Source organism: Tenacibaculum sp. 190524A02b, from assembly GCF_964036645.1.
In the GTDB taxonomy this organism is placed as follows: Bacteria; Bacteroidota; Bacteroidia; order Flavobacteriales; family Flavobacteriaceae; genus Polaribacter; species Polaribacter vairaonense.
Genome location: NZ_OZ038525.1, coordinates 1,882,501 through 1,903,397, shown reverse-complemented (window position 1 = coordinate 1,903,397; position 20,897 = coordinate 1,882,501). Strand labels below are relative to the sequence as shown.

General features: G+C 33.2%; 17 protein-coding genes, 2 tRNA genes and 2 rRNA genes (1 of these 21 running past the window's edge). 14 read left to right on the top strand and 7 right to left on the bottom strand.

The features are described 5' to 3' along the window. Positions 1-5: 5 nt before the first annotated feature. From ABNT65_RS07465 to ABNT65_RS07440, 6 genes are all read right to left on the bottom strand, one after another. The gene (locus ABNT65_RS07465; RefSeq protein WP_348747573.1) at positions 6-1,313 is read right to left on the bottom strand and encodes an AAA family ATPase; all 1,308 of its coding nucleotides are present in this window, start codon (positions 1,311-1,313) and stop codon (positions 6-8) included. Positions 1,314-1,325: 12 nt separating this feature from the next. Beyond that, on the bottom strand, positions 1,326-1,961 hold the full coding sequence (locus ABNT65_RS07460) for a rhomboid family intramembrane serine protease (RefSeq protein WP_348738838.1): 636 nt from the start codon (positions 1,959-1,961) through the stop codon (positions 1,326-1,328). Positions 1,962-2,121: 160 nt separating this feature from the next. Beyond that, positions 2,122-3,999 (bottom strand): DNA mismatch repair endonuclease MutL, encoded by a 1,878-nt coding sequence (gene mutL / locus ABNT65_RS07455; RefSeq protein WP_348747572.1) that lies wholly within the window; start codon positions 3,997-3,999, stop codon positions 2,122-2,124. Then, a complete protein-coding gene (locus tag ABNT65_RS07450; RefSeq protein ID WP_348704920.1) occupies positions 3,999-4,283 on the bottom strand; it encodes a riboflavin synthase subunit beta in 285 nt (94 codons plus the stop codon). Before ABNT65_RS07450 ends, mutL begins: the two co-directional genes overlap by 1 nt. A gap of 319 nt (positions 4,284-4,602) precedes the next feature. Continuing rightward, positions 4,603-5,109 carry a 6,7-dimethyl-8-ribityllumazine synthase gene (ribH, locus tag ABNT65_RS07445; RefSeq protein WP_348704923.1) on the bottom strand — a complete coding sequence of 169 codons (507 nt, stop codon included), beginning with the start codon at positions 5,107-5,109 and terminating at the stop codon, positions 4,603-4,605. 33 nt (positions 5,110-5,142) lie between these two features. Further along, positions 5,143-5,928, bottom strand: coding sequence for a tetratricopeptide repeat protein (locus ABNT65_RS07440; RefSeq protein WP_348704925.1), 786 nt, complete (start codon positions 5,926-5,928; stop codon positions 5,143-5,145). A gap of 112 nt (positions 5,929-6,040) precedes the next feature. Here ABNT65_RS07440 and recF point away from each other — a divergent pair, with 112 nt between their 5' ends. Both recF and ABNT65_RS07430 read left to right on the top strand, forming a co-directional pair. Further along, positions 6,041-7,123, top strand: coding sequence for a DNA replication/repair protein RecF (gene recF, locus ABNT65_RS07435; protein WP_348747571.1), 1,083 nt, complete (start codon positions 6,041-6,043; stop codon positions 7,121-7,123). Between the two features lie 57 nt (positions 7,124-7,180). After that, complete coding sequence (locus ABNT65_RS07430) at positions 7,181-7,477, top strand: DUF721 domain-containing protein (RefSeq protein ID WP_348738831.1); 297 nt, start codon at positions 7,181-7,183, stop codon at positions 7,475-7,477. A gap of 82 nt (positions 7,478-7,559) precedes the next feature. Here the strand turns inward: ABNT65_RS07430 and ABNT65_RS07425 are convergent, their stop codons facing one another. Then, complete coding sequence (locus tag ABNT65_RS07425) at positions 7,560-7,979, bottom strand: nucleoside-diphosphate kinase (RefSeq protein WP_320417690.1); 420 nt, start codon at positions 7,977-7,979, stop codon at positions 7,560-7,562. Positions 7,980-8,212: 233 nt separating this feature from the next. On the opposite strand from ABNT65_RS07425, the gene ABNT65_RS07420 reads away from it, so the two are divergent. The 12 genes from ABNT65_RS07420 to ABNT65_RS07365 all read left to right on the top strand — a co-directional run. Then, a complete protein-coding gene (locus ABNT65_RS07420; protein ID WP_348704935.1) occupies positions 8,213-9,241 on the top strand; it encodes a bifunctional oligoribonuclease/PAP phosphatase NrnA in 1,029 nt (342 codons plus the stop codon). Beyond that, entirely contained in the window at positions 9,231-9,764 is a 534-nt protein-coding gene (gene gldI / locus ABNT65_RS07415; protein ID WP_348704938.1) for a gliding motility-associated peptidyl-prolyl isomerase GldI, read from the top strand. Before ABNT65_RS07420 ends, gldI begins: the two co-directional genes overlap by 11 nt. 2 nt (positions 9,765-9,766) lie before the next feature. Next, the gene (locus tag ABNT65_RS07410; RefSeq protein WP_348704940.1) at positions 9,767-10,534 is read left to right on the top strand and encodes an FKBP-type peptidyl-prolyl cis-trans isomerase; all 768 of its coding nucleotides are present in this window, start codon (positions 9,767-9,769) and stop codon (positions 10,532-10,534) included. 67 nt (positions 10,535-10,601) lie between these two features. Further along, positions 10,602-11,645, top strand: a complete 1,044-nt coding sequence (locus ABNT65_RS07405; RefSeq protein ID WP_348704943.1) for a peptidylprolyl isomerase — start codon at positions 10,602-10,604, stop codon at positions 11,643-11,645. A 1-nt stretch (position 11,646) separates the two neighbouring features. After that, positions 11,647-12,222: a phosphatase PAP2 family protein gene (locus tag ABNT65_RS07400; RefSeq protein WP_348747570.1), complete on the top strand. Its 576-nt coding sequence runs from the start codon at positions 11,647-11,649 to the stop codon at positions 12,220-12,222. Positions 12,223-12,354: 132 nt separating this feature from the next. After that, positions 12,355-14,382 (top strand): NADPH-dependent 2,4-dienoyl-CoA reductase, encoded by a 2,028-nt coding sequence (locus ABNT65_RS07395; RefSeq protein WP_348738829.1) that lies wholly within the window; start codon positions 12,355-12,357, stop codon positions 14,380-14,382. A gap of 133 nt (positions 14,383-14,515) precedes the next feature. Beyond that, positions 14,516-14,692, top strand: coding sequence for a CAL67264 family membrane protein (locus ABNT65_RS07390; RefSeq protein ID WP_348704980.1), 177 nt, complete (start codon positions 14,516-14,518; stop codon positions 14,690-14,692). A 25-nt stretch (positions 14,693-14,717) separates the two neighbouring features. After that, positions 14,718-16,409, top strand: coding sequence for an energy-dependent translational throttle protein EttA (gene ettA / locus ABNT65_RS07385; protein ID WP_348738828.1), 1,692 nt, complete (start codon positions 14,718-14,720; stop codon positions 16,407-16,409). A gap of 706 nt (positions 16,410-17,115) precedes the next feature. Then, positions 17,116-18,633, top strand: a 16S ribosomal RNA gene (locus ABNT65_RS07380). A 163-nt stretch (positions 18,634-18,796) separates the two neighbouring features. Further along, positions 18,797-18,870, top strand: a tRNA-Ile gene (locus tag ABNT65_RS07375). A 114-nt stretch (positions 18,871-18,984) separates the two neighbouring features. Then, positions 18,985-19,058, top strand: a tRNA-Ala gene (locus tag ABNT65_RS07370). Between the two features lie 228 nt (positions 19,059-19,286). Then, positions 19,287-20,897, top strand: a 23S ribosomal RNA gene (locus ABNT65_RS07365) (it continues 1,261 nt past the right edge of the window). Together the 16S and 23S rRNA genes with 2 tRNA genes alongside form the textbook arrangement of a ribosomal RNA operon.

The window sequence follows — 20,897 nt, the reverse complement described above, 5'->3', positions numbered from 1 at the left end:
AGCTTTTATTTTTTAATTTTTAAGTAAGAAAGAATGTCGTCATATAATCCTGAATCATTTGAGTATAAAGCATAATTCTTGGCAGAATTAAACCATTCTTTAGTACTAGCTTTGTGTTTTTTTATAGCTTTAGTTAAACTAGTCATAGATAAAGGTTCAAGCTTTCCAGTTTCAAAAGATTTTTCTAATTTCTCTTCTATGGCAATATCTATAACAGCTTGCATATCAGCTCCTGAAAATTCTTTGGTAAGTTTAGAAAGTTTTTCAAAATTAATTCCTTCAATAGGCTTGTCTTTTAAAAGTATTTCAAAAATTTCCTGTCTTGCTTTTTCATCAGGAGGAGAAACAAAAATAATTCTATCAAACCTGCCAGGTCTTCTAAAAGCTGGGTCTAAGTACCAAGGATTGTTAGTTGCTGCTAAAATTAAAATACCATCATTATTGGAGTCAAGCCCATCAAGTTCAGCAAGAAACTGATTAATAACCGTTCTACTACCGCTTTTACTAATGTCACTTCTATTAGCCCCTAAAGCATCTATTTCATCAATAAATAAAACACAAGGTTTATTACTTCTAGCATTTTCAAATATTTCATGAAGATTACGTTCGCTACTACCAATCCACATGTCTAATATATCATTTATACCAACATTGATAAAGTGTGCATTTATTTCGCCAGCTGTAGCACGAGCAATATGAGTTTTACCACACCCAGGAGGCCCGTAAAGTAATATACCTCCTCCAGTTTTTTTACCATAGGCTTTATATAGCTCAGGGTGCTTCAGTGGTTGTATTATTTTTAAGGAAATTTCTTTTTTTACCTCTTCCATACCACCAATATTCTGAAAGTTTATAGAGGGTTTTTCAATAGATTGAAATCCGTCTTCATCAATTTCGTTAACTATATTAGTATGATTGGCACGTAAGTGTTTGTCTATATCCTCGTTATTATAATGAGGGTTAATTTCTAAAATAGATTTATACACTTCTTGAGCTTCATAAAGCTCATTTAGTTTTATAAGTGTTTTACAATGTAATTCAAGTAAATCGATATTTTCTGAACTATAAGGTAGTATGTCTTCTATAATAACCTGAGCAGCTTGATATTTTTTAGAAGAAAAGTAAACACTTGCTAAGGCTTCTTTTGCCTTTACATTTTTATCATCAATTCTTAAAATATACAGGTATTCCTCTTCTGCATTCTCTAAATCCAAAATAGCTTCGTAACATTTACCTAGCCTTAACCTTAAAGGTAGGTTATTGGGTGAAAGTTTTAAAGCTTCTTTTAGGTCTTGTATTAGTTCTTTATACATAATAATTGAATGTTATTTTTTCCAGTTTTTAGCAATGATAAACCCTATAATAGCACCTCCAACATGCGCAAATCTAGCAATATTATCCCCTGGTAAGCTATAAGTACCTACAATTAAATCGGAGACAAATAATGAAATAACAAATACTTTATTAGCTATAGGAAAAGGTATTGGGAATATAACCATTTTATTATTTGGAAAATAAACGGCCAATGCGGCTAAAATACCAAAAACAGCTCCAGAGGCACCTACCATAGTTTTAAGAAATATAGTGCCAATTTTATTAAATTCTAATTGAGTTATTGCGGATATAAATCTTGGATCACTAGTTTTTCCAGCGTCTAAAATATTGATGATTTCACTACTATTTAACCCTGCGTTTTTTAAATTTTGAAAAACACCATTAAACTGAAAATAATCGATACCAGTATATAGCAATGCAGCACCAATACCAGCAGATATATATATAAATAAAAAACGTTTAGAACCTAAAACGTTTTCAACGGCACTACCAAACATCCATAAAGTAAGCATGTTGAATATTAGATGTCCGTAACTTCCATGCATGAACATGTAAGTGAAGTATTGCCAAATACCATAGTGCTTATTTTTTATAAAATGTAAATCAAAAAAATTTGATAAATCCATTTTTAAAAGCTGTGGAGCAATAAACATTATTGTATTAATAATGATTAGGTGCTTTATAGTCTCGGTGAGTCTTGGTATATGTATCATAGGTTATAACAGTTACTCTAAATAGAGTAAAAACAACGTTAAAAATAATTAATCTTTTTGTTGATTAAATTATTTATTTGTTAAAAATAGCATCAATTTCTTGTATTGTCAATGTTTTAAATGTTGGTTTTCCAAAAGGAGAAATTGATGGTTCCTTGCATGAAAATAAATCATTAACTAAATTTTCTTGCTCTTTTATTGATAATATAGTGCCTGTTTTTATAGCTAGTGACTTAGCAAAAGATTTAGCCATGACATCAAAATGACTAAAACTAGCGTCAGGAACTTCTAGCTTAATATCGTCTAAAAGTTGTTCTAATATCAAAGTAATTTGACTTTCCGTGATAGAGGTAGGAATTCCACCTATAACCACGCTTTCCTTAGTGAATTCACTAAACATAAACCCTGCACTTTCTAAGTCAGATTTAATACTATATATCATTTCAATATCAGAAGAAGGAAAAGAAATACTAACAGGAAATAATAATTGCTGACTACTAGCTTCTTTTACAGTAATGTTTTCTAAAAACTCTTCGTATAAAATACGTTGATGTGCTAAAGATTGGTGAATAAGTACAACACCAGATTTAATAGAACTAAGCAAGTATTTTTTTTGAATTTGAAAAGTTTTCCCAGTTTCAGTTTCTTGTGTATTTTCAAAGAGTTGTTCTTGAGGCGAACTTTCTATAGGTTCTAAATTGGTATATAAAGCTTCCCAACTACTAGTATCCTTTTTAAAATCTGATTGATAACTTGTTTTAGATGGGCTAGTATTTCTTCCAAAATTAGAATTTATAGAAGAAGTAGTTTCTTTAGGGGGTGATGTTTCGAAACTTTCTGTTTTAAAAGGATTAAAATTAGGGTCTACTGTAATTGGAGGTACAGAAGGCGTTCCTTTTTTACTATAATCATAAGGAGTGTCTAAGTTAGCATCTCTATCAAAATCTAAAACAGGAGCAACGCTATATTGTCCCAAGCTGTGCTTTACAGTAGCTCTTAAAATAGCATACAGCGCTTTTTCGTTATCAAATTTTATTTCTGTTTTTGTAGGATGGATATTAATATCTATGCTATTAGGAGGTACATCTAAATACAAAAAGTATGAAGGGTGAACACCTGTTTCTAATAACCCTTCAAAAGCATTTACTACTGCGTGATTTAAATAAGAACTTTTTATAAAACGATTGTTTACAAAAAAGAATTGTTCTCCACGTTTTTTCTTTGCAAATTCTGGTTTAGCTACAAAACCAGTAACGGTTATAATATCTGTTTGTTCATCAATAGGGACTAACTTTTCATTAGTCTTCGACCCAAAAATAGAAACAATCCGTTTACGTAGGTTACTTTTTTTTAAATGATAAACTTCATTATTATTATGATGCAAAAGAAAAGCAATATCTGGATGTGCCAAAGCTACTCTTTGAAATTCATCTACAATATGACGCGTTTCAATAGTATCTGATTTTAAAAAATTTCTACGAGCAGGAATGTTGTAAAATAAATTTTTAACAGCTAAGCTGGTACCTTTAGCTGTAGCAATAGCATCTTGAGAAATAACCTTACTTCCTTCAATTTTAATTTGAGTGCCTAAATCTTGATTTTCTTGCTTAGTTTTCAATTCAACATGTGCAATAGCGGCAATAGAAGCCAAGGCTTCTCCACGAAATCCTTTGGTGTTTAGGTTAAATAAGTCTTGAGCATCCTTTATTTTAGAAGTGGCATGGCGTTCAAAAGATAAACGAGCATCTGTATTACTCATGCCTTTTCCATCATCAATTACTTGAATAAGTGTTTTTCCAGCATCTTTTAAAAGTAGCTTAATGGAGGTTGCACCAGCGTCAATAGCATTTTCTAATAATTCTTTAACTACAGATGCAGGGCGTTGTACCACTTCACCAGCAGCAATTTGATTGGCTACATGATCGGGTAATAATTGTATAATATCAGACATTAATTATTGCTAGGTAAAAAAATTGAAAGGTCAAAATCAATAATATATAAGAAGATTAAAACAAGAATAACTATTATAATTAGAATAGTTTTGTTAAAACCACCATATTCTGAGCTTTTAAACTCATCAATAGCAGCACTAAACCTCCCTTTTAAACCTTTGTTTTTTCCTACAGTATTTCTATACTCATCAAACTTGTGTTTAAACTCATAAGGATTACCGTCTCCTTTGTAGTATCTAGGTTTATAGTCAAATTTCTTATTTTCTCTTTTAATAAATCCCATATATGATTTGTTGTTTTTTCTATATAAAATACCACTTCAAGGTAAAATATGATAGTAAAAACCAAATTTACTGAATTATAAAAAGGTGGTCAAACAATGTTGATAAAATCAAGTAGTAAGATAGAGAGAGTTTTTTTGTTTTACAATTTCTTGCTGTATCTTACATGGTGGTTCTGTAGGCTTATAGTTAACAGTTAAACTACATTAGATAAACAGGGAGTAAACTAAAAAGTCAAAACATGTAGTATTTATGTTTTGACTTTTTTAATATTTTTAGGCTAGATATCCTGTATGCTTGTATCGGAACAGTTTACTTAGATTAAAAACCTAAAGAGCTAGATTTTCTCTCTTGATTTTTAATAGCAGCCATTTTTATAGCAGCTATAGCACATTCAATACCTTTATTACCTAGTTTTCCGCCAGATCTTTCTATTGATTGTTGTTTGGTGTTATCTGTGAGTACACAAAATATTACTGGAACATCATATTTTATGTTTAAATCTACAATGCCTTGAGTAACCCCTTCACAAACAAAATCAAAATGTTTTGTTTCTCCTTGAATAACATTACCAATAGCTATAATTGCATCTAGTTTTTGTGTTTCAATCATTTTTTTACATCCGTAAACCAGTTCAAAACTACCAGGAACATCCCAAGAAATAATATTATCTTTTTCAGCACCACAATCTAATAGAGCTTCAATAGCTCCTTTATGTAAGTTTCCAGTTATTTCAGGATTCCATTCTGAAACAACAATCCCAAATCGAAAAGACTTCGCATTTGGGATTGTAGCTTTATCATAATGTGATAAATTTGTTGTTGCCATATATTTTATGATACCTAAATTGTAGGTAACTAATTATTGTGCATATTTAGCACTGTTAATATACTTTTCAATGTCTCTCCCTTGATCAGTTTCAGGGTACTTTTGTTTTATTGTTGAAAATAAATTTTCAGCTTTACTATAGTCTTTTAATTCCATAGCTATCTGAGCAGCTTTAAATAAAAATAAAGGAGACGTAAACTCATTATCCTTCTGATTTGCTGCCTTTTGATAGTAGTCTAAAGCTTCTTCAGGCTGGTTAATATCAGCAAAAGCATCACCAATAGCACCTAAAGCGGTAGGACCTAATAACTCATCATCAGACTTAAAGCTACTTAAATATTCAATAGCTTCTTCGTATTTCTTCATTTTTAAATAAGAAATACCAGCATAGTAATTAGCTAAATTCCCAGCTTTAGTTCCACTAAATGATTTTGCAATGTCAACAAAACCATACTTACCCTCACCACCTTCTAGACCTAAATTGTATAACGAATCTGCAGCTTGTCCTGTAGAAGTTGCCGCTTTGTCAAAAAATGTTCTAGGGTAAGCTAATTCATTAGAAGCATTTACTTCTGATGGTTCAGCTATAAACTTATTATAAGCTAAGTAAACCAAAATTAAAGCAGCAACTCCAACTAAACCATAGAATAATGGTTTGCTATTCTTTTCAATCCATTCTTCAGATTTATTAGCTACTTCGTCTAGGCTTTCAAACGTCTTAGCTACATCACTTTGTGATTCGTCAAACGTTTCTTCAATTACTTCCTCTACAACCTTTTCTTTCTTAGGTTTGTAACCTCTTTTCTTGTATGTTGCCATAATTGCTTTAAAATTAGTGCCGACAAAAATAGTTTTTTTAATTGGATTTTAAAAACTGATTTTTCGTAAATTTTCAATAATTTGCGTTCCCTTTTTAGAAACACCTTTTTACATGTATTTGCAGAAAATATCATTAGTCAACTTTAAAAACATAGAAAGTGAAACATTTTCTTTTGAAAAAAAGATAAATTGTTTTGTAGGTGATAATGGAGTCGGTAAAACTAATGTACTAGATGCTATTTATTATTTGTCGTTCGCAAAAAGTTATTTTAACCCTGTGGCGGGGCAAAACATAAAGCATGGAGAAGGCTTTTTTATGATTGAAGGAGAGTATCTATTAAATGAAAGACTTGAAAAAATAGTGTGCTCTTTGAAAAAAGGACAAAAAAAAGTACTAAAAAGAAATGGTAAAGCATATGATAAATTTTCCGATCATATAGGGCAATTACCTTTGGTAATTATTTCTCCAGCTGATAGAGATTTAATAGTGGAAGGAAGTGATACAAGACGAAAATTTATTGATGGGGTTATTTCTCAGCAAGACAAAAATTACCTACAAAACTTAATTTCTTACAATAAAATTTTAGCACAACGTAATGCGTTATTAAAATTCTTTGCAGCTAATAGAACTTTTGATGCACTGAATTTAAAGGTGTATGATGAGCAGTTAATGGAGTACGGAACAAAAATTTATTATAAAAGAAAGTTGTTTTTAGAGGATTTTGTGCCTATCTTTAATAGTAAGCATGAAATTATATCTGGGGCTAAAGAAAAAGTAAATCTTTTGTACAAGAGTCAGTTACATGATAAAAGTTTAGAGGAATTATTTGCTCAGAATCTTGAAAAAGATAAAATGTTACAATATACTTCAGTAGGAGTACATAAAGATGATTTAGGTTTTGAAATTGGAGAATTTCCAATTAAAAAGTTTGGCTCGCAAGGGCAACAAAAATCGTATTTAATTGCGTTGAAGTTAGCGCAGTTTGAGTTTATAAAAAAACAAGCAAATATTACACCAATATTATTATTGGATGATGTTTTTGATAAGTTAGATGAACAGAGAGTAGCTCAAATAATAGAGTTGGTGAATAATGATGAGTTTGGACAAATATTTATTACAGATACACATGCTGATAGAACAGAGAATGCAATAAGTAAAAGTAATAAAGAATATCAGTTATTTAGATTGGAGTAATTGTATGTTGTTGAGATTTAAAATTATAATAAAAAAAGAGAGGATAATACTTTAGAGATGGCAAAAAGAGAGAATGATAGTTTTTCTATAAAAGATTTAATGGGGTCTTTTATAAAAGAGAATAATTTAAAAAAAGGATTTGAAAAAATTCATATTGAAGAAGCTTGGGTTAAGTTAATGGGAACTGGTGTAGCTTCATATACAGATGAAGTTAAGTTGCAAAATGGAACTTTATTTGTTCGTTTAAAATCCTCAGTTTTAAGAGAAGAATTGAGTTACGGAAAAGATAAAATTATCAAAATGTTGAATGAAGAAATGAAAGAAGAGGTAATAAAAAGATTAATGTTAGTCTAGCCTAAACTTTATAATAATATAATAAAACAAAAAACTCACCTTATTTAAGGTGAGTTTTTACATATGTATATAATGTTTTTACTTAAAACATTTCTCTTCCTGAAAAATGGAAAGCACCTTCAATAGCGGCATTTTCGTCAGAATCTGAACCATGAACTGCATTTTCACCTATTGAAGTAGCATATAGTTTACGGATAGTTCCTTCAGCAGCTTCAGCAGGGTTTGTAGCACCAATTAAAGTTCTAAAATCTTCAACAGCATTGTCCTTCTCTAAAATAGCAGCAACAATTGGTCCGCGTGTCATAAACTCAACTAATTCTCCAAAAAATGGACGCTCGCTATGAATAGCATAAAAAGTTTCAGCATCACGCTTAGTCATTTGAGTTTTTTTCATTGCTACAATTCTAAAACCTGCAGCATTAATTTTTTCTAAAATTGCACCAGTATGTCCGTTTTCAACTGCATCTGGTTTTATCATTGTAAAAGTTCTATTTGTTGCCATTTTACTAAATCTTCTATTATTTTTTAATCGGCGCAAAAATACGTTTTTTAATGTTATGAACAAGTTAAGGTTGAAATCATGTTGTTGTTTAAGGGTAATGTGTTTGTTATGTGGTGTTTGTGTGTTTTTTTGCTTTGCGGTAATTTATTCAATTTACCATTAAGATTTAAAGAAGTAAACAAAAATAAAAGGTCAAAAGATTAATAAAACATTAATTTGTATCTTCGCCACTTATGATTTTAAAGCAGTTTAAAGAACTCAAAGAATTTTTATCACAACCTCAAAATGTGGTAATAATTGGACATAGAAACCCTGATGGAGATGCTATTGGTTCTACATTAGGATTAAAACATTATTTAGAAAAAAAAGGACACCATGCACAAGTATTGGTGCCAAATGAATATCCTGATTTTTTACATTGGATTCCTGGTTCTGAAACTGTTTATCGTTTTGACCGTCAGAACAATCAATGCGTTAAAGCTCTAAGAAGGTCGACGATTATTTTTCTATTAGATTTTAATGCGTTGCATAGGGTAGGAACTGATATGCAAAATACCTTAGAAAAATATACAAACGATTTTGCATTGATAGATCATCATCAGCAACCTGATGAGTTTAAATATATGTACTCAGATACTTCAATGTCATCAACCTGTCAAATGGTCTATAATTTTATAGAAATGATGGAGGATGTTGATATGATAGATAAAAATATAGCTACTTGTTTGTATACAGGAATAATGACTGATACTGGTTCATTTAGATTTAGGGCAACTACAAGTACAACACATAGAATTATAGCAGATTTAATAGATAAAGGAGCTGAGAATGATAAAATTCATAGTAATGTTAATGATGCAAATACTTATTCAAGATTGCAACTGTTAGGGCAAGCATTAACAAATCTAAAGGTTCTTCCAGATTATAAAACAGCATACATCACTATTTCCGAAGAGGAAAAGAAAAAGTATGATTATGAGAAAGGAGATACTGAGGGTATTGTTAATTATGCACTTTCCTTAAAAGGAATTAATTTTGGAGTTATTTTTATAGAAGATGAAGAACAAGGAATTATAAAAATATCTTTCCGTTCTAAAGGTAAATTTTCAGTGAATCAGTTTGCTCGTAATTATTTTAATGGAGGAGGTCACGATAACGCAGCTGGAGGTAAAAGTGAGTTAAGTATGGAGGATACTATAAATAAATTTATAACGTTATTACCAAATTATAAAGAAATATTAGAAACATCTTATGAAGTATAAATATGTTTTTTTAGCAATAGTAATTTCTTTTTTTTACGGATGTAAGGAACCATTAGCTAGACGACCAAAAAAGCATGGTAAGCAGAACTTCTATAGAGAAGTTATAAAGAAAAATAAAAAATTAAACGACTTGCAGAAGAAACGTATTGAAAAATGGATAAAAGAAGATACTATACATCAATACCAATCAACAACTAAAGGTTTTTGGTTTTATTATAACACAAAGGATACGTTAAATAACCCAAAGCCTAAAATAGATGACATTGTACAGTTAGAGTATAATGTGCGTAGTCTCAATGGAGATATAATTTATGAAAACAGACAAAGAAGTTATAAGGTTGATAAACAAGATTTCATACCAGCGCTTCAAGATGGAATAAAGTTGATGAAGAAAGGAGAAACCATTACATTTGTCATTCCATCATATAGAGCTTATGGAGTAACAGGTGATGGTAATAAAATAGGAATACATCAACCTATTCAAAGTACAGTAAAACTAATAGACATTAAAACAAATAAATAAAAATGAAATTAACCAGGATTTTAGCGATAACTGCGGTAGGATTGTCAATTGTAGCTTGTAAACAAGAACAATTTAAAACAAAAAGTTCATTAACTTCAGAAATTGATTCTGTGAGTTATGCTATAGGTTTAGATATGGCAAATAAAATTAAGATGAACTTTGAAGAAATGGATCAAAATTTATTTGTACAAGGATTCAAAAATGGAATGGATTCTACTAATTTACTAGTAGAGAGTAAAGATGTAAATAATATCTTACGTAAGTTCTTTCAAAAAAAGCAGGAAGAAAGAATGAAAAAAATGCAAGAAGAGCAAGTTAAAAAAGCTGAAGAAGAATTTGGAGATTATAAGAAAGAAAACGAAAAGTTTTTAGCAGATAATAAAGGTAAAGAAGGAGTAAAAACTACAGCAAGTGGTTTACAGTATGTTGTTCTAAAAGAAGGTAATGGAGAAAGTCCTAAAGCTGATGAAAGAGTTAAAGTTCATTACCATGGAACATTAATTGATGGAACTGTATTTGATAGTTCTGTTGATAGAAAACAACCAATGGAGTTTGGTGTAGGTCAAGTAATCAAAGGGTGGACTGAAGGATTACAATTAATGAAGCCAGGAGCAAAATATAAGTTCTTTATACCACAAGAATTAGCATATGGAGCAACACCTAGACCAGGTGGTAAAATTAAGCCATTCTCTGCTTTAGTTTTTGAAGTAGAGTTATTAGAAATTGTGTTAGGACACGGTCACTCTAAGGGTGACGGGCATGGTCATTAAAAAATAAAAACAAGTATAAGGCATCAATTTAGAAATTGGTGCCTTTCATTTTTTAAGACAAACTAAAATGAGAGTAATAAAAATATTAATTGTATTAGTAGCAATAACATTTTCAGCTTGTAAAGCTGCAAAATACCCCAACTTAGATAATGGTTTGTATGCAGATATTCAAACAAACAGAGGAGATATTTTGGTTAAACTGCATGAGAAAGAAGTTCCAATGACAGTAGCGAATTTTGTTTCTTTGGTAGAAGGAAGCAATCCTAAAATGACAGACTCATTAAAAGGAAAGCCTTATTTTGATGGAACAAAATTTCATAGAGTTATTAAAGATTTTATGATACAAGGAGGCGACATAACTGGTACTGGTCGAGGGAATGCAGGCTATAAATTTGGAGATGAGTTTCCAATGAATGAAGAAGGAAAGTTGATATATAAACATGATAAATCCGGAGTATTGTCAATGGCAAATTCAGGAAAGAATACAAATTCTAGTCAGTTTTTTATAACACATAAAGCAACTCCGTGGTTAGATGGAAGACATTCTGTTTTTGGTCAAGTAAAAATTGGGCAAAAAGTGGTAGATACCATCCAACAAAATGATTTTATTAATAAGGTAGAAATTATTAGAGTAGGTAAGGATGCAAAAGATTTTAATGCTCCTAGTGTTTTTGAAAAGGAGTTAGCTAATGAAGTTAAAAGAGAAGAAGAGCGTAAAAGAAAAATTGAAGAAAGAAAACAACAGTTTTTGAAAGAAAAAGGTATTGATAAGGCTGTTACTACAGCTTCCAAATTAAAAATACTACGTTTAAAAGAAGGAAAAGGTAAAAAAGTGAATTCAGCAATTCCTACAACTGTACATTATACATTATACCTAACTGATGGTAAAAAGATAGATTCAAGTATTGATAAAGGACAGCCTTTTGTTTTTACAATTGACAAAATGGGATTAATAGCAGGTTGGAAAGAAGGAGTAAAAACAATGAGAGAAGGTGATAAATCAAGATTTTTTATACCCCATTATTTAGGATATGGAGATAAAGGTTTAGGGCCTATACCACCAAAAGCAGATTTAGTTTTTGAAGTTGAAGTTTTAAAAGTAGGGAAATAAATTGCTAGAAAACGTTTTACAAAAAGATAGAGAGCTATTAATAGCGTTAAATAATTTAGGAAGTGAGTCCTTTGATTATTTCTGGTTAACAATAACCAATCAATTTACTTGGATACCACTTTTTGCAACAGTTTTGTTTTTTGTGTTTAAAAAGTTAGGATTAAAAAAAGGGATATTTACTTTACTTTTTATAGTTGTGTTAGTTGCTTTTTCAGATCAGTTAACAAATTTCATGAAAAATACAACAGAAAGACTAAGGCCATGTAATACCGAAGAATTAAGAGGTTATTTAAGGCAGTTTTCTTATAAGCCTGGTGGATATAGTTTTTGGTCAGGACATGCGTCATTGTCAACAACATTTAGTGTTTTTATAATATTAATTTTTTATAGGAGTTCTAAATACATATTATTGTTAACTGTTTTTCCAATACTTTTTGGATATAGTAGAATCTATTTAGGAGTACACTATCCATCAGATGTATTAACAGGATATATATCAGGAATTCTTATTGGTTTTATTTTTTATTTTTTATACAAAGAACTATACAAGGCTGTTTTTAAAGAAGTTTATACATAAATAATCAATATAATAATTAAAAATATTAGGAGGCACTTTATTGAAAGTACCTCCTTTTTTTTATTTTATACTTAAAATATACTATCTTGCATTTATTATGCACGCATAATAAATAACAAAAACTATCAAATTATGACAAAGTATAAACATATTTTTGAACCCTTAGATTTAGGTTTTACTACTTTAAAGAATAGAATCTTAATGGGATCAATGCATACAGGTCTAGAAGAAGAAAAGAATGGAATGGAAAAAATAGCAACATATTATGCAGAAAGAGCAAAAGGAGGAGTTGGATTGATAGTTACTGGAGGAATAGCGCCAAGTATTCAAGGATGGACAGCACCTTTTTCTTCAAGAATGAGCACAAAAAAACATGCTAAGAAACATAAAATAATAACAGAAGCAGTACATAAAGAAGGAGGTAAAATCTGTATGCAAATTCTTCATACTGGTCGTTATGGTTATCATCCACTTAATGTAGCTCCTTCACCAATAAAATCACCAATAACTCCTTTTAAACCTTTTGAGCTAAAAACATCAGGAATACGAAGAACAATTAAAGATTTTGTTAATTCTGCATCATTAGCAAAAGAAGCTGGATATGATGGTGTAGAAATAATGGGGTCAGAAGGATATTTAATTAATCAATTTATAGCAAAAAGAACGAACAAGAGAGTGGATACTTGGGGAGGAAGCTATGAAAATAGAATTAAGTTACCTATTGAATTGGTAAAACAAACTAGAGAAGCAGTTGGAAAAGATTTTATAATTATATATAGGCTTTCAATGCTTGATTTAGTAGAGCAAGGAAGTACTTGGAACGAAGTTGTTCAGTTAGGGAAGGAAATAGAAAAAGCAGGAGCAACTATTATTAATACTGGAATAGGTTGGCATGAATCTAGAATACCAACAATAGCTACATCCGTACCTAGAGCAGCATTTACATGGGTAACGCAAAAGATGAAAGAAGAAGTTTCTATACCTTTAGTTACTTCAAATAGGATTAATATGCCTGATGTAGCTGAAAGGATATTAGAAGAAGGACATGCAGATATGATTTCTATGGCAAGACCTTTTTTAGCAGATCCAGAGTGGGTAAATAAAGCTAAAGAAGAAAGAGAAGATGAAATCAATACATGTATTGCCTGCAATCAAGCGTGTTTAGATCATGTATTCGAAAAGAAAATAGCTAGTTGTTTAGTGAACCCAAGAGCTTGTCATGAAACAGAATTAAATTACACACAAACTAACTTAGTAAAAAGAATAGCTGTAGTAGGAGCAGGCCCAGCAGGATTAGCAGCGGCAACTGTAGCAGCTCAAAGAGGGCACGAGGTAACACTCTATGATTCAGCATCTGAAATAGGTGGGCAATTTAATATAGCAAAACAAATTCCAGGAAAAGAAGAGTTTTATGAAACAATTAGATATTTTAGAAAACAAATAGAAATCCATAAAGTAAATTTAGAATTAAATAGAAGAGTTAATGCTGAAGATTTAGCAAAAGATAATTTTGATGAAGTTATTTTGGCTACAGGTATAACACCAAGAAAACCTAGGATAGAAGGAATAGATCATCAAAAAGTTTTAAACTATATAGATGTTTTAAAACATAAAAAAGAAGTAGGGAAAAGGGTTGCAGTAATTGGAGCAGGAGGTATTGGTTTTGATGTATCTGAATATTTGTCTCATGAAGGAGAAAGTACTAGTCAGAACATTGATGCGTGGTTACAAGAGTGGGGAATAGATAAAAAAATGGAAGCTAGAAGTGGGATTGAAGGAGTAATTCCAAAATTTCATCCATCACCAAGAGAAATTTTTATGTTTAAAAGAAGTAAAGGTAAATTTGGAGGAAATTTAGGTAAAACAACTGGTTGGATACACAGAGCTAACTTAAAAAAGAAAAATGTTCAATTTATTAATGAAGTACAATACCAAAAAGTAGATGATAAAGGAATACATTATATACAAAATGAAGAAGAAAAAGTTTTAGAAGTAGACAATGTAATAATATGTGCAGGGCAATTACCTTTTAAAGAACTGTACGAACCGTTAAAAGCTAAAGGAGTAAATGTACATTTAATTGGAGGAGCTGACGTAGCAGCAGAATTAGATGCTAAAAGAGCTATTAACCAGGGTAGTAGGTTAGCTGCTGAACTCTAATAAATAAAAAATAAATATAAAAAAAGAACTCTAAAACTATTAGAGTTCTTTTTTTATGGATATATAATTAATTGAAAACCTAAAAAAATACCGATATTTGTGGCTGTACTTATAAAGATATAATAGTATGGCAATGAATAAAAATACAGTTCTTGGATGGGCTACTTTAATAATGGTGTTAATGGGGGTTTTATTAGTAGCTTTAGCGGTATTCAAATATGATGAAATAGCAGGTTATGGTTTTGGAGCCGTTGGTTTAGGCTTTTTTGCCAACGCTTGGGTATTTAATGCGTTAAAAGGTAGAGTATAAAAAGAATTACAATAAAGACTAAAAAATGAGTGACGATAAAAAAATAATCTTCTCTATGAATAAGGTTTCTAAAACCTATCAAAGTACAGGGAAGCAAGTTCTAAAAGATATTTATTTAAGTTTCTTTTATGGAGCAAAAATAGGAATCTTAGGTTTAAACGGTTCTGGTAAATCAACATTATTAAAAATAATAGCCGGAGTAGAAAAGAACTATCATGGAGATGTTGTGTTTTCCCCAGGTTATAAAGTAGGTTATCTAGAACAAGAACCACAATTAGATGAAGAAAAAACAGTACTAGAAATAGTAAAAGAAGGAGTTGCAGATGTTGTTGCTGTTTTGGATGAATATAATAAAATAAATGACATGTTTGGCTTGGAAGAAGTTTATTCTGATGCAGATAAAATGCAGAAGCTAATGGATAGACAAGCAGAACTACAAGATAAAATTGATGCATCTAACGCTTGGGAGTTAGATACAAAGCTAGAAATAGCAATGGATGCGTTAAGAACACCTGATCCTGATAAGAAAATAGGAGTTCTTTCTGGGGGAGAAAGAAGAAGAGTAGCTTTGTGTCGTTTATTATTACAAGAACCTGAAATTTTATTACTAGATGAGCCTACAAACCATTTAGATGCAGAATCTGTTCATTGGTTAGAACATCATTTAGCACAATATAAAGGAACTGTAATTGCAGTTACGCATGATAGATACTTTTTAGATAATGTAGCTGGGTGGATTTTAGAGTTGGATAGAGGAGAAGGAATACCATGGAAAGGGAATTATTCGTCTTGGTTAGATCAAAAGTCGAAACGTTTAGCACAGGAAAGTAAAACAGCTAGTAAACGCCAAAAAACATTAGAACGAGAGCTAGAATGGGTAAGACAAGGAGCTAAAGGACGCCAAACCAAACAAAAGGCTCGTTTAAAAAATTACGATAAACTATTAAATCAAGATCAAAAACAAGCTGAAGAAAAATTAGAGATATTTATTCCTAATGGACCACGACTTGGAACTAATGTTATTGAAGCTACTGGAGTTTCAAAGGCTTATGGAGAGAAGTTGTTATATGAAAATTTAGAGTTTAATCTTCCTCAAGCAGGAATTGTAGGTATTATTGGACCTAATGGAGCAGGGAAAACTACAATTTTTAGAATGATAATGGGAGAAGAAAATCCAGATGGAGGTACTTTTTCTGTAGGAGAAACAGCTAAAATAGCCTACGTTGATCAATCACATGCTAATATTGATCCTAATAAATCGATATGGGAAAATTTTTCTGAAGGTCAAGACTTAGTAATGATGGGAGGGAAGCAAGTTAATTCAAGAGCGTACCTTAGTCGTTTCAATTTTTCAGGTAATGAGCAGAATAAAAAAGTATCAACTTTATCTGGAGGAGAACGAAACAGATTACATTTAGCAATGACCTTAAAAGAAGAAGGTAACGTGCTACTATTAGACGAGCCAACAAATGATTTAGATGTAAATACATTACGTGCATTAGAAGAAGGTTTAGAAAATTTTGCAGGTTGTGCGGTAGTAATATCACATGATAGATGGTTTTTAGATAGGATATGTACCCATATTTTAGCTTTTGAAGGAGATAGTCAGGTTTATTTCTTTGAAGGATCTTTCTCGGAATACGAAGAAAATAAGAAAAAACGATTAGGGGGTGACGTTATGCCTAAAAGAATTAAGTACAAAAAACTAATTAGATAGTATAGAATAAATCCATACATAATGATATTGTAAAGCAAGCTCTTTTGGGCTTGTTTTTTTATTTAGTTTACACTGTAAAATAATTTCCTAGAAAAAAAATAGTGTTTAACCTATTGTTAAATAGGTTTTTGAGTTTTGGTGTTTGGGTTTTAAATAAAAAAGATTGATAAAAGGCTTGTGGGGATTAAAAAGGGTTGTATATTTGCAGCCGCTAACGGAGAAATGTAGTTTACAAAGTTAGTAAGTTCATTGAAGATTTGGTAAGATATAGAGTTAAGAAAAGATTAAAAAATAGTTTAAATTTTATTTGTTTAATTGAAATTAATCTCAGTATCTTTGCAGTCCGAATTTAAAGGGACGTTCATTAAAATATTGTGTTTTATAGCGAATGAAAAAAAACTTCAAAAAAGTTTTGTTGGAGTTAAAAAAAGTTATTAGTTTTGCATCCGCTTTTGGAGGCAACACGATCTAAGAAATTTTGGAAAGATTTTGAAGAAAAATCAACTAGTTCGATTCTAGTGTTTCTACAAGAAGTTAATTGAGATTTTGATTGAGATATGTCAAATATTAAGATTAACAAAGTTCATTGAAAATATTGAAATTGACAGCGTAATTTAAGAGTAGAATTACCACAGATTATTTAAGTGATTAAATAATTTTAAAAAATTCTTTTGAAACTTTTACATTGGATAATATTAAAGATTATACAATGAAGAGTTTGATCCTGGCTCAGGATGAACGCTAGCGGCAGGCTTAACACATGCAAGTCGAGGGGTAACAGAGGTAGCTTGCTACTTGCTGACGACCGGCGAACGGGTGCGTAACGCGTATAGAATCTGCCTTGTACAGGAGGATAGCCTTTAGAAATGAAGATTAATACTCCATAATATTGATTAGTTGCATGATTAATTAATTAAAGATTTATCGGTACAAGATGACTATGCGTCCTATTAGCTAGATGGTAAGGTAACGGCTTACCATGGCAACGATAGGTAGGGGGTCTGAGAGGATTATCCCCCACACTGGTACTGAGACACGGACCAGACTCCTACGGGAGGCAGCAGTGAGGAATATTGGTCAATGGAGGCAACTCTGAACCAGCCATGCCGCGTGCAGGAAGACTGCCCTATGGGTTGTAAACTGCTTTTATATGGGAAGAAACCGTTCTACGTGTAGAACCTTGACGGTACCATAAGAATAAGCACCGGCTAACTCCGTGCCAGCAGCCGCGGTAATACGGAGGGTGCAAGCGTTATCCGGAATCATTGGGTTTAAAGGGTCGCAGGCGGTCAATTAAGTCAGAGGTGAAATCCTACAGCTTAACTGTAGAACTGCCTTTGATACTGGTTGACTTGAGTTATACGGAAGTAGATAGAATGTGTAGTGTAGCGGTGAAATGCATAGATATTACACAGAATACCGATTGCGAAGGCAGTCTACTATGTATATACTGACGCTCATGGACGAAAGCGTGGGGAGCGAACAGGATTAGATACCCTGGTAGTCCACGCCGTAAACGATGGACACTAGTTGTTGGGATTTATTTCAGTGACTAAGCGAAAGTGATAAGTGTCCCACCTGGGGAGTACGATCGCAAGATTGAAACTCAAAGGAATTGACGGGGGCCCACAAGCGGTGGAGCATGTGGTTTAATTCGATGATACGCGAGGAACCTTACCAGGGCTTAAATGTAGAGTGACAGGGTTAGAGATAGCTTTTTCTTCGGACACTTTACAAGGTGCTGCATGGTTGTCGTCAGCTCGTGCCGTGAGGTGTCAGGTTAAGTCCTATAACGAGCGCAACCCCTATCGTTAGTTGCTAGCAGGTAAAGCTGAGGACTCTAGCGAGACTGCCGGTGCAAACCGTGAGGAAGGTGGGGATGACGTCAAATCATCACGGCCCTTACGTCCTGGGCTACACACGTGCTACAATGGTATGGACAATGAGCAGCCACATTGCGAAATGGAGCGAATCTATAAACCATATCACAGTTCGGATCGGAGTCTGCAACTCGACTCCGTGAAGCTGGAATCGCTAGTAATCGGATATCAGCCATGATCCGGTGAATACGTTCCCGGCCTTGTACACACCGCCCGTCAAGCCATGGAAGCTGGGGGTGCCTGAAGTCGGTTACCGCAAGGAGCTGCCTAGGGTAAAACTGGTAACTAGGGCTAAGTCGTAACAAGGTAGCCGTACCGGAAGGTGCGGCTGGAACACCTCCTTTCTAGAGAAAAGATGTGAAGTTACAAAGAAGGTATATTTTACTCTTTAGCTGTTAATTTTAAAACAAGAGACTAAGATCTAAGATTAGTATAGAGTATTTAGGTGTTAGTATTGAGGGGGAAAACTCAATACTCAGAACTAATAGCTCATTACTGAAAAAAAACAGTCTTGTAGCTCAGCTGGTTAGAGCGCTACACTGATAATGTAGAGGTCGGCAGTTCGAGCCTGCCCAAGACTACTATAGTAAAAATAAAAAAGAGCTTAGTTTCAAAAGGAAATTCTAGAAGCGGGTTATGTTGAGCATTTTGATAAACTCATAACTCAACACTAAAACCTCATAACTAGAAACAATGGGGGATTAGCTCAGCTGGCTAGAGCGCTTGCCTTGCACGCAAGAGGTCATCGGTTCGACTCCGATATTCTCCACAGATAAATGTAACAATTAATCAAATTAGTAAGTGTAACAATTATAGAATTGAAACATTGATGAATTAAGACATTGATACATTAAACAAGTTCATTGACATATTGGTAAAATGATATCGTAAAGAATCAAGATAGAGCGTTAGATAGTATCTAACGAAATATTTTTATAAAAATATAAAGAATTATAAAGAGCTCGTTATAGTATTTAATATGCTATAGCAAAAAGTACAATAAGCTAAATAAGGGCGTATGGCGGATGCCTAGGCTTTCAGAGGCGAAGAAGGACGTGATAAGCTGCGATAAGTTACGGGGAGTGGCACATACATATTGATCCGTAAATTTCCGAATGGGGCAACCCACTATATTGAAGATATAGTACCCGCAAGGGGGCAAACGTGGTGAACTGAAACATCTAAGTAACCATAGGAAGAGAAAACAATAGTGATTCCGTTAGTAGTGGCGAGCGAACGCGGATTAGCCCAAACCAATATTGTTACGGCAATATTGGGGTTGTAGGGCTGCGACATTAGAATCTAAGTTAACTAGAAGTGTTTGGAAAGACACACCAAAGAGAGTGATAGTCTCGTATAGGTAAGCGAAGAGGATATAGCAGTACCCTGAGTAGTGCGGGACACGTGTAATCCTGTATGAATCTGCCGGGACCATCCGGTAAGGCTAAATACTCCTGAAAGACCGATAGTGAACTAGTACCGTGAGGGAAAGGTGAAAAGAACCCTAAGAAAGGGAGTGAAAGAGAACCTGAAACCGTACGCCTACAAGCGGTCGAAGCCCATTAACAATGGGTGACGGCGTGCCTTTTGCATAATGAGCCTACGAGTTACTGTTGCTAGCAAGGTTAAGAATTTAAGGTTCGGAGCCGAAGCGAAAGCGAGTCTGAATAGGGCGCATATAGTTAGTAGTAGTAGACGCGAAACCGAGTGATCTACCCATGGGCAGGTTGAAGCTGTGGTAACACACAGTGGAGGACCGAACCAGTTGACGTTGAAAAGTCTTTGGATGACCTGTGGGTAGGGGTGAAAGGCCAATCAAACTCGGAAATAGCTCGTACTCCCCGAAATGCATTTAGGTGCAGCGTTGAATAAAAGTTTTATAGAGGTAGAGCTACTGATTGGATGCGGGGGCTTCACCGCCTACCAATTCCTGACAAACTCCGAATGCTATAAAATGTTTTTCAGCAGTGAGGGCATGGGTGCTAAGGTCCATGTCCGAGAGGGAAAGAACCCAGACCATCAGCTAAGGTCCCCAAATATATGTTAAGTTGAAAAAACGAGGTGAAACTGCTTAGACAGCTAGGATGTTGGCTTGGAAGCAGCCATTCATTTAAAGAGTGCGTAACAGCTCACTAGTCGAGCGGTTTTGCATGGATAATAATCGGGCATAAACATATTACCGAAGCTATGGACTTTAAAAGTGGTAGGGGAGCATTCTATTTGCGCTGAAGGTGAACTGTGAGGTTTGCTGGAGCGGATAGAAAAGAAAATGTAGGCATAAGTAACGATAAAGGGGGCGAGAAACCCCCTCACCGAAAGACTAAGGTTTCCTCAGCGATGCTAATCAGCTGAGGGTTAGTCGGGACCTAAGGCGAATCCGAAGGGAGTAGTCGATGGACAACAGGTTAATATTCCTGTACTTCTTATAATTGCGATGGGGTGACGGAGTAATGAACCCGCCGCGAGCTGACGGAATAGCTCGTTGAAACATGTAGGTATTAGGACTGTAGGCAAATCCGCAGACCTAGCTGAACTGTGATAGTACCACAACTCTTCGGACGCGTGGATAGTGCGGCTAAGGGCTTCCAAGAAAAACCTCTAAGCTTCA

Bases quoted from the DNA above. Each gene is read 5' to 3' on its own strand.
- ABNT65_RS07465 (WP_348747573.1), bottom strand. From the start codon at position 1,313: ATGTATAAAGAACTAATACAAGACCTAAAAGAAGCTTTAAAACTTTCA.
- ABNT65_RS07460 (WP_348738838.1), bottom strand. From the start codon at position 1,961: ATGGATTTATCAAATTTTTTTGATTTACATTTTATAAAAAATAAGCAC.
- mutL (WP_348747572.1), bottom strand. From the start codon at position 3,999: ATGTCTGATATTATACAATTATTACCCGATCATGTAGCCAATCAAATT.
- ABNT65_RS07450 (WP_348704920.1), bottom strand. From the start codon at position 4,283: ATGGGATTTATTAAAAGAGAAAATAAGAAATTTGACTATAAACCTAGA.
- ribH (WP_348704923.1), bottom strand. From the start codon at position 5,109: ATGGCAACAACAAATTTATCACATTATGATAAAGCTACAATCCCAAAT.
- ABNT65_RS07440 (WP_348704925.1), bottom strand. From the start codon at position 5,928: ATGGCAACATACAAGAAAAGAGGTTACAAACCTAAGAAAGAAAAGGTT.
- recF (WP_348747571.1), top strand. From the start codon at position 6,041: ATGTATTTGCAGAAAATATCATTAGTCAACTTTAAAAACATAGAAAGT.
- ABNT65_RS07430 (WP_348738831.1), top strand. From the start codon at position 7,181: ATGGCAAAAAGAGAGAATGATAGTTTTTCTATAAAAGATTTAATGGGG.
- ABNT65_RS07425 (WP_320417690.1), bottom strand. From the start codon at position 7,979: ATGGCAACAAATAGAACTTTTACAATGATAAAACCAGATGCAGTTGAA.
- ABNT65_RS07420 (WP_348704935.1), top strand. From the start codon at position 8,213: ATGATTTTAAAGCAGTTTAAAGAACTCAAAGAATTTTTATCACAACCT.
- gldI (WP_348704938.1), top strand. From the start codon at position 9,231: ATGAAGTATAAATATGTTTTTTTAGCAATAGTAATTTCTTTTTTTTAC.
- ABNT65_RS07410 (WP_348704940.1), top strand. From the start codon at position 9,767: ATGAAATTAACCAGGATTTTAGCGATAACTGCGGTAGGATTGTCAATT.
- ABNT65_RS07405 (WP_348704943.1), top strand. From the start codon at position 10,602: ATGAGAGTAATAAAAATATTAATTGTATTAGTAGCAATAACATTTTCA.
- ABNT65_RS07395 (WP_348738829.1), top strand. From the start codon at position 12,355: ATGACAAAGTATAAACATATTTTTGAACCCTTAGATTTAGGTTTTACT.
- ABNT65_RS07390 (WP_348704980.1), top strand. From the start codon at position 14,516: ATGAATAAAAATACAGTTCTTGGATGGGCTACTTTAATAATGGTGTTA.
- ettA (WP_348738828.1), top strand. From the start codon at position 14,718: ATGAGTGACGATAAAAAAATAATCTTCTCTATGAATAAGGTTTCTAAA.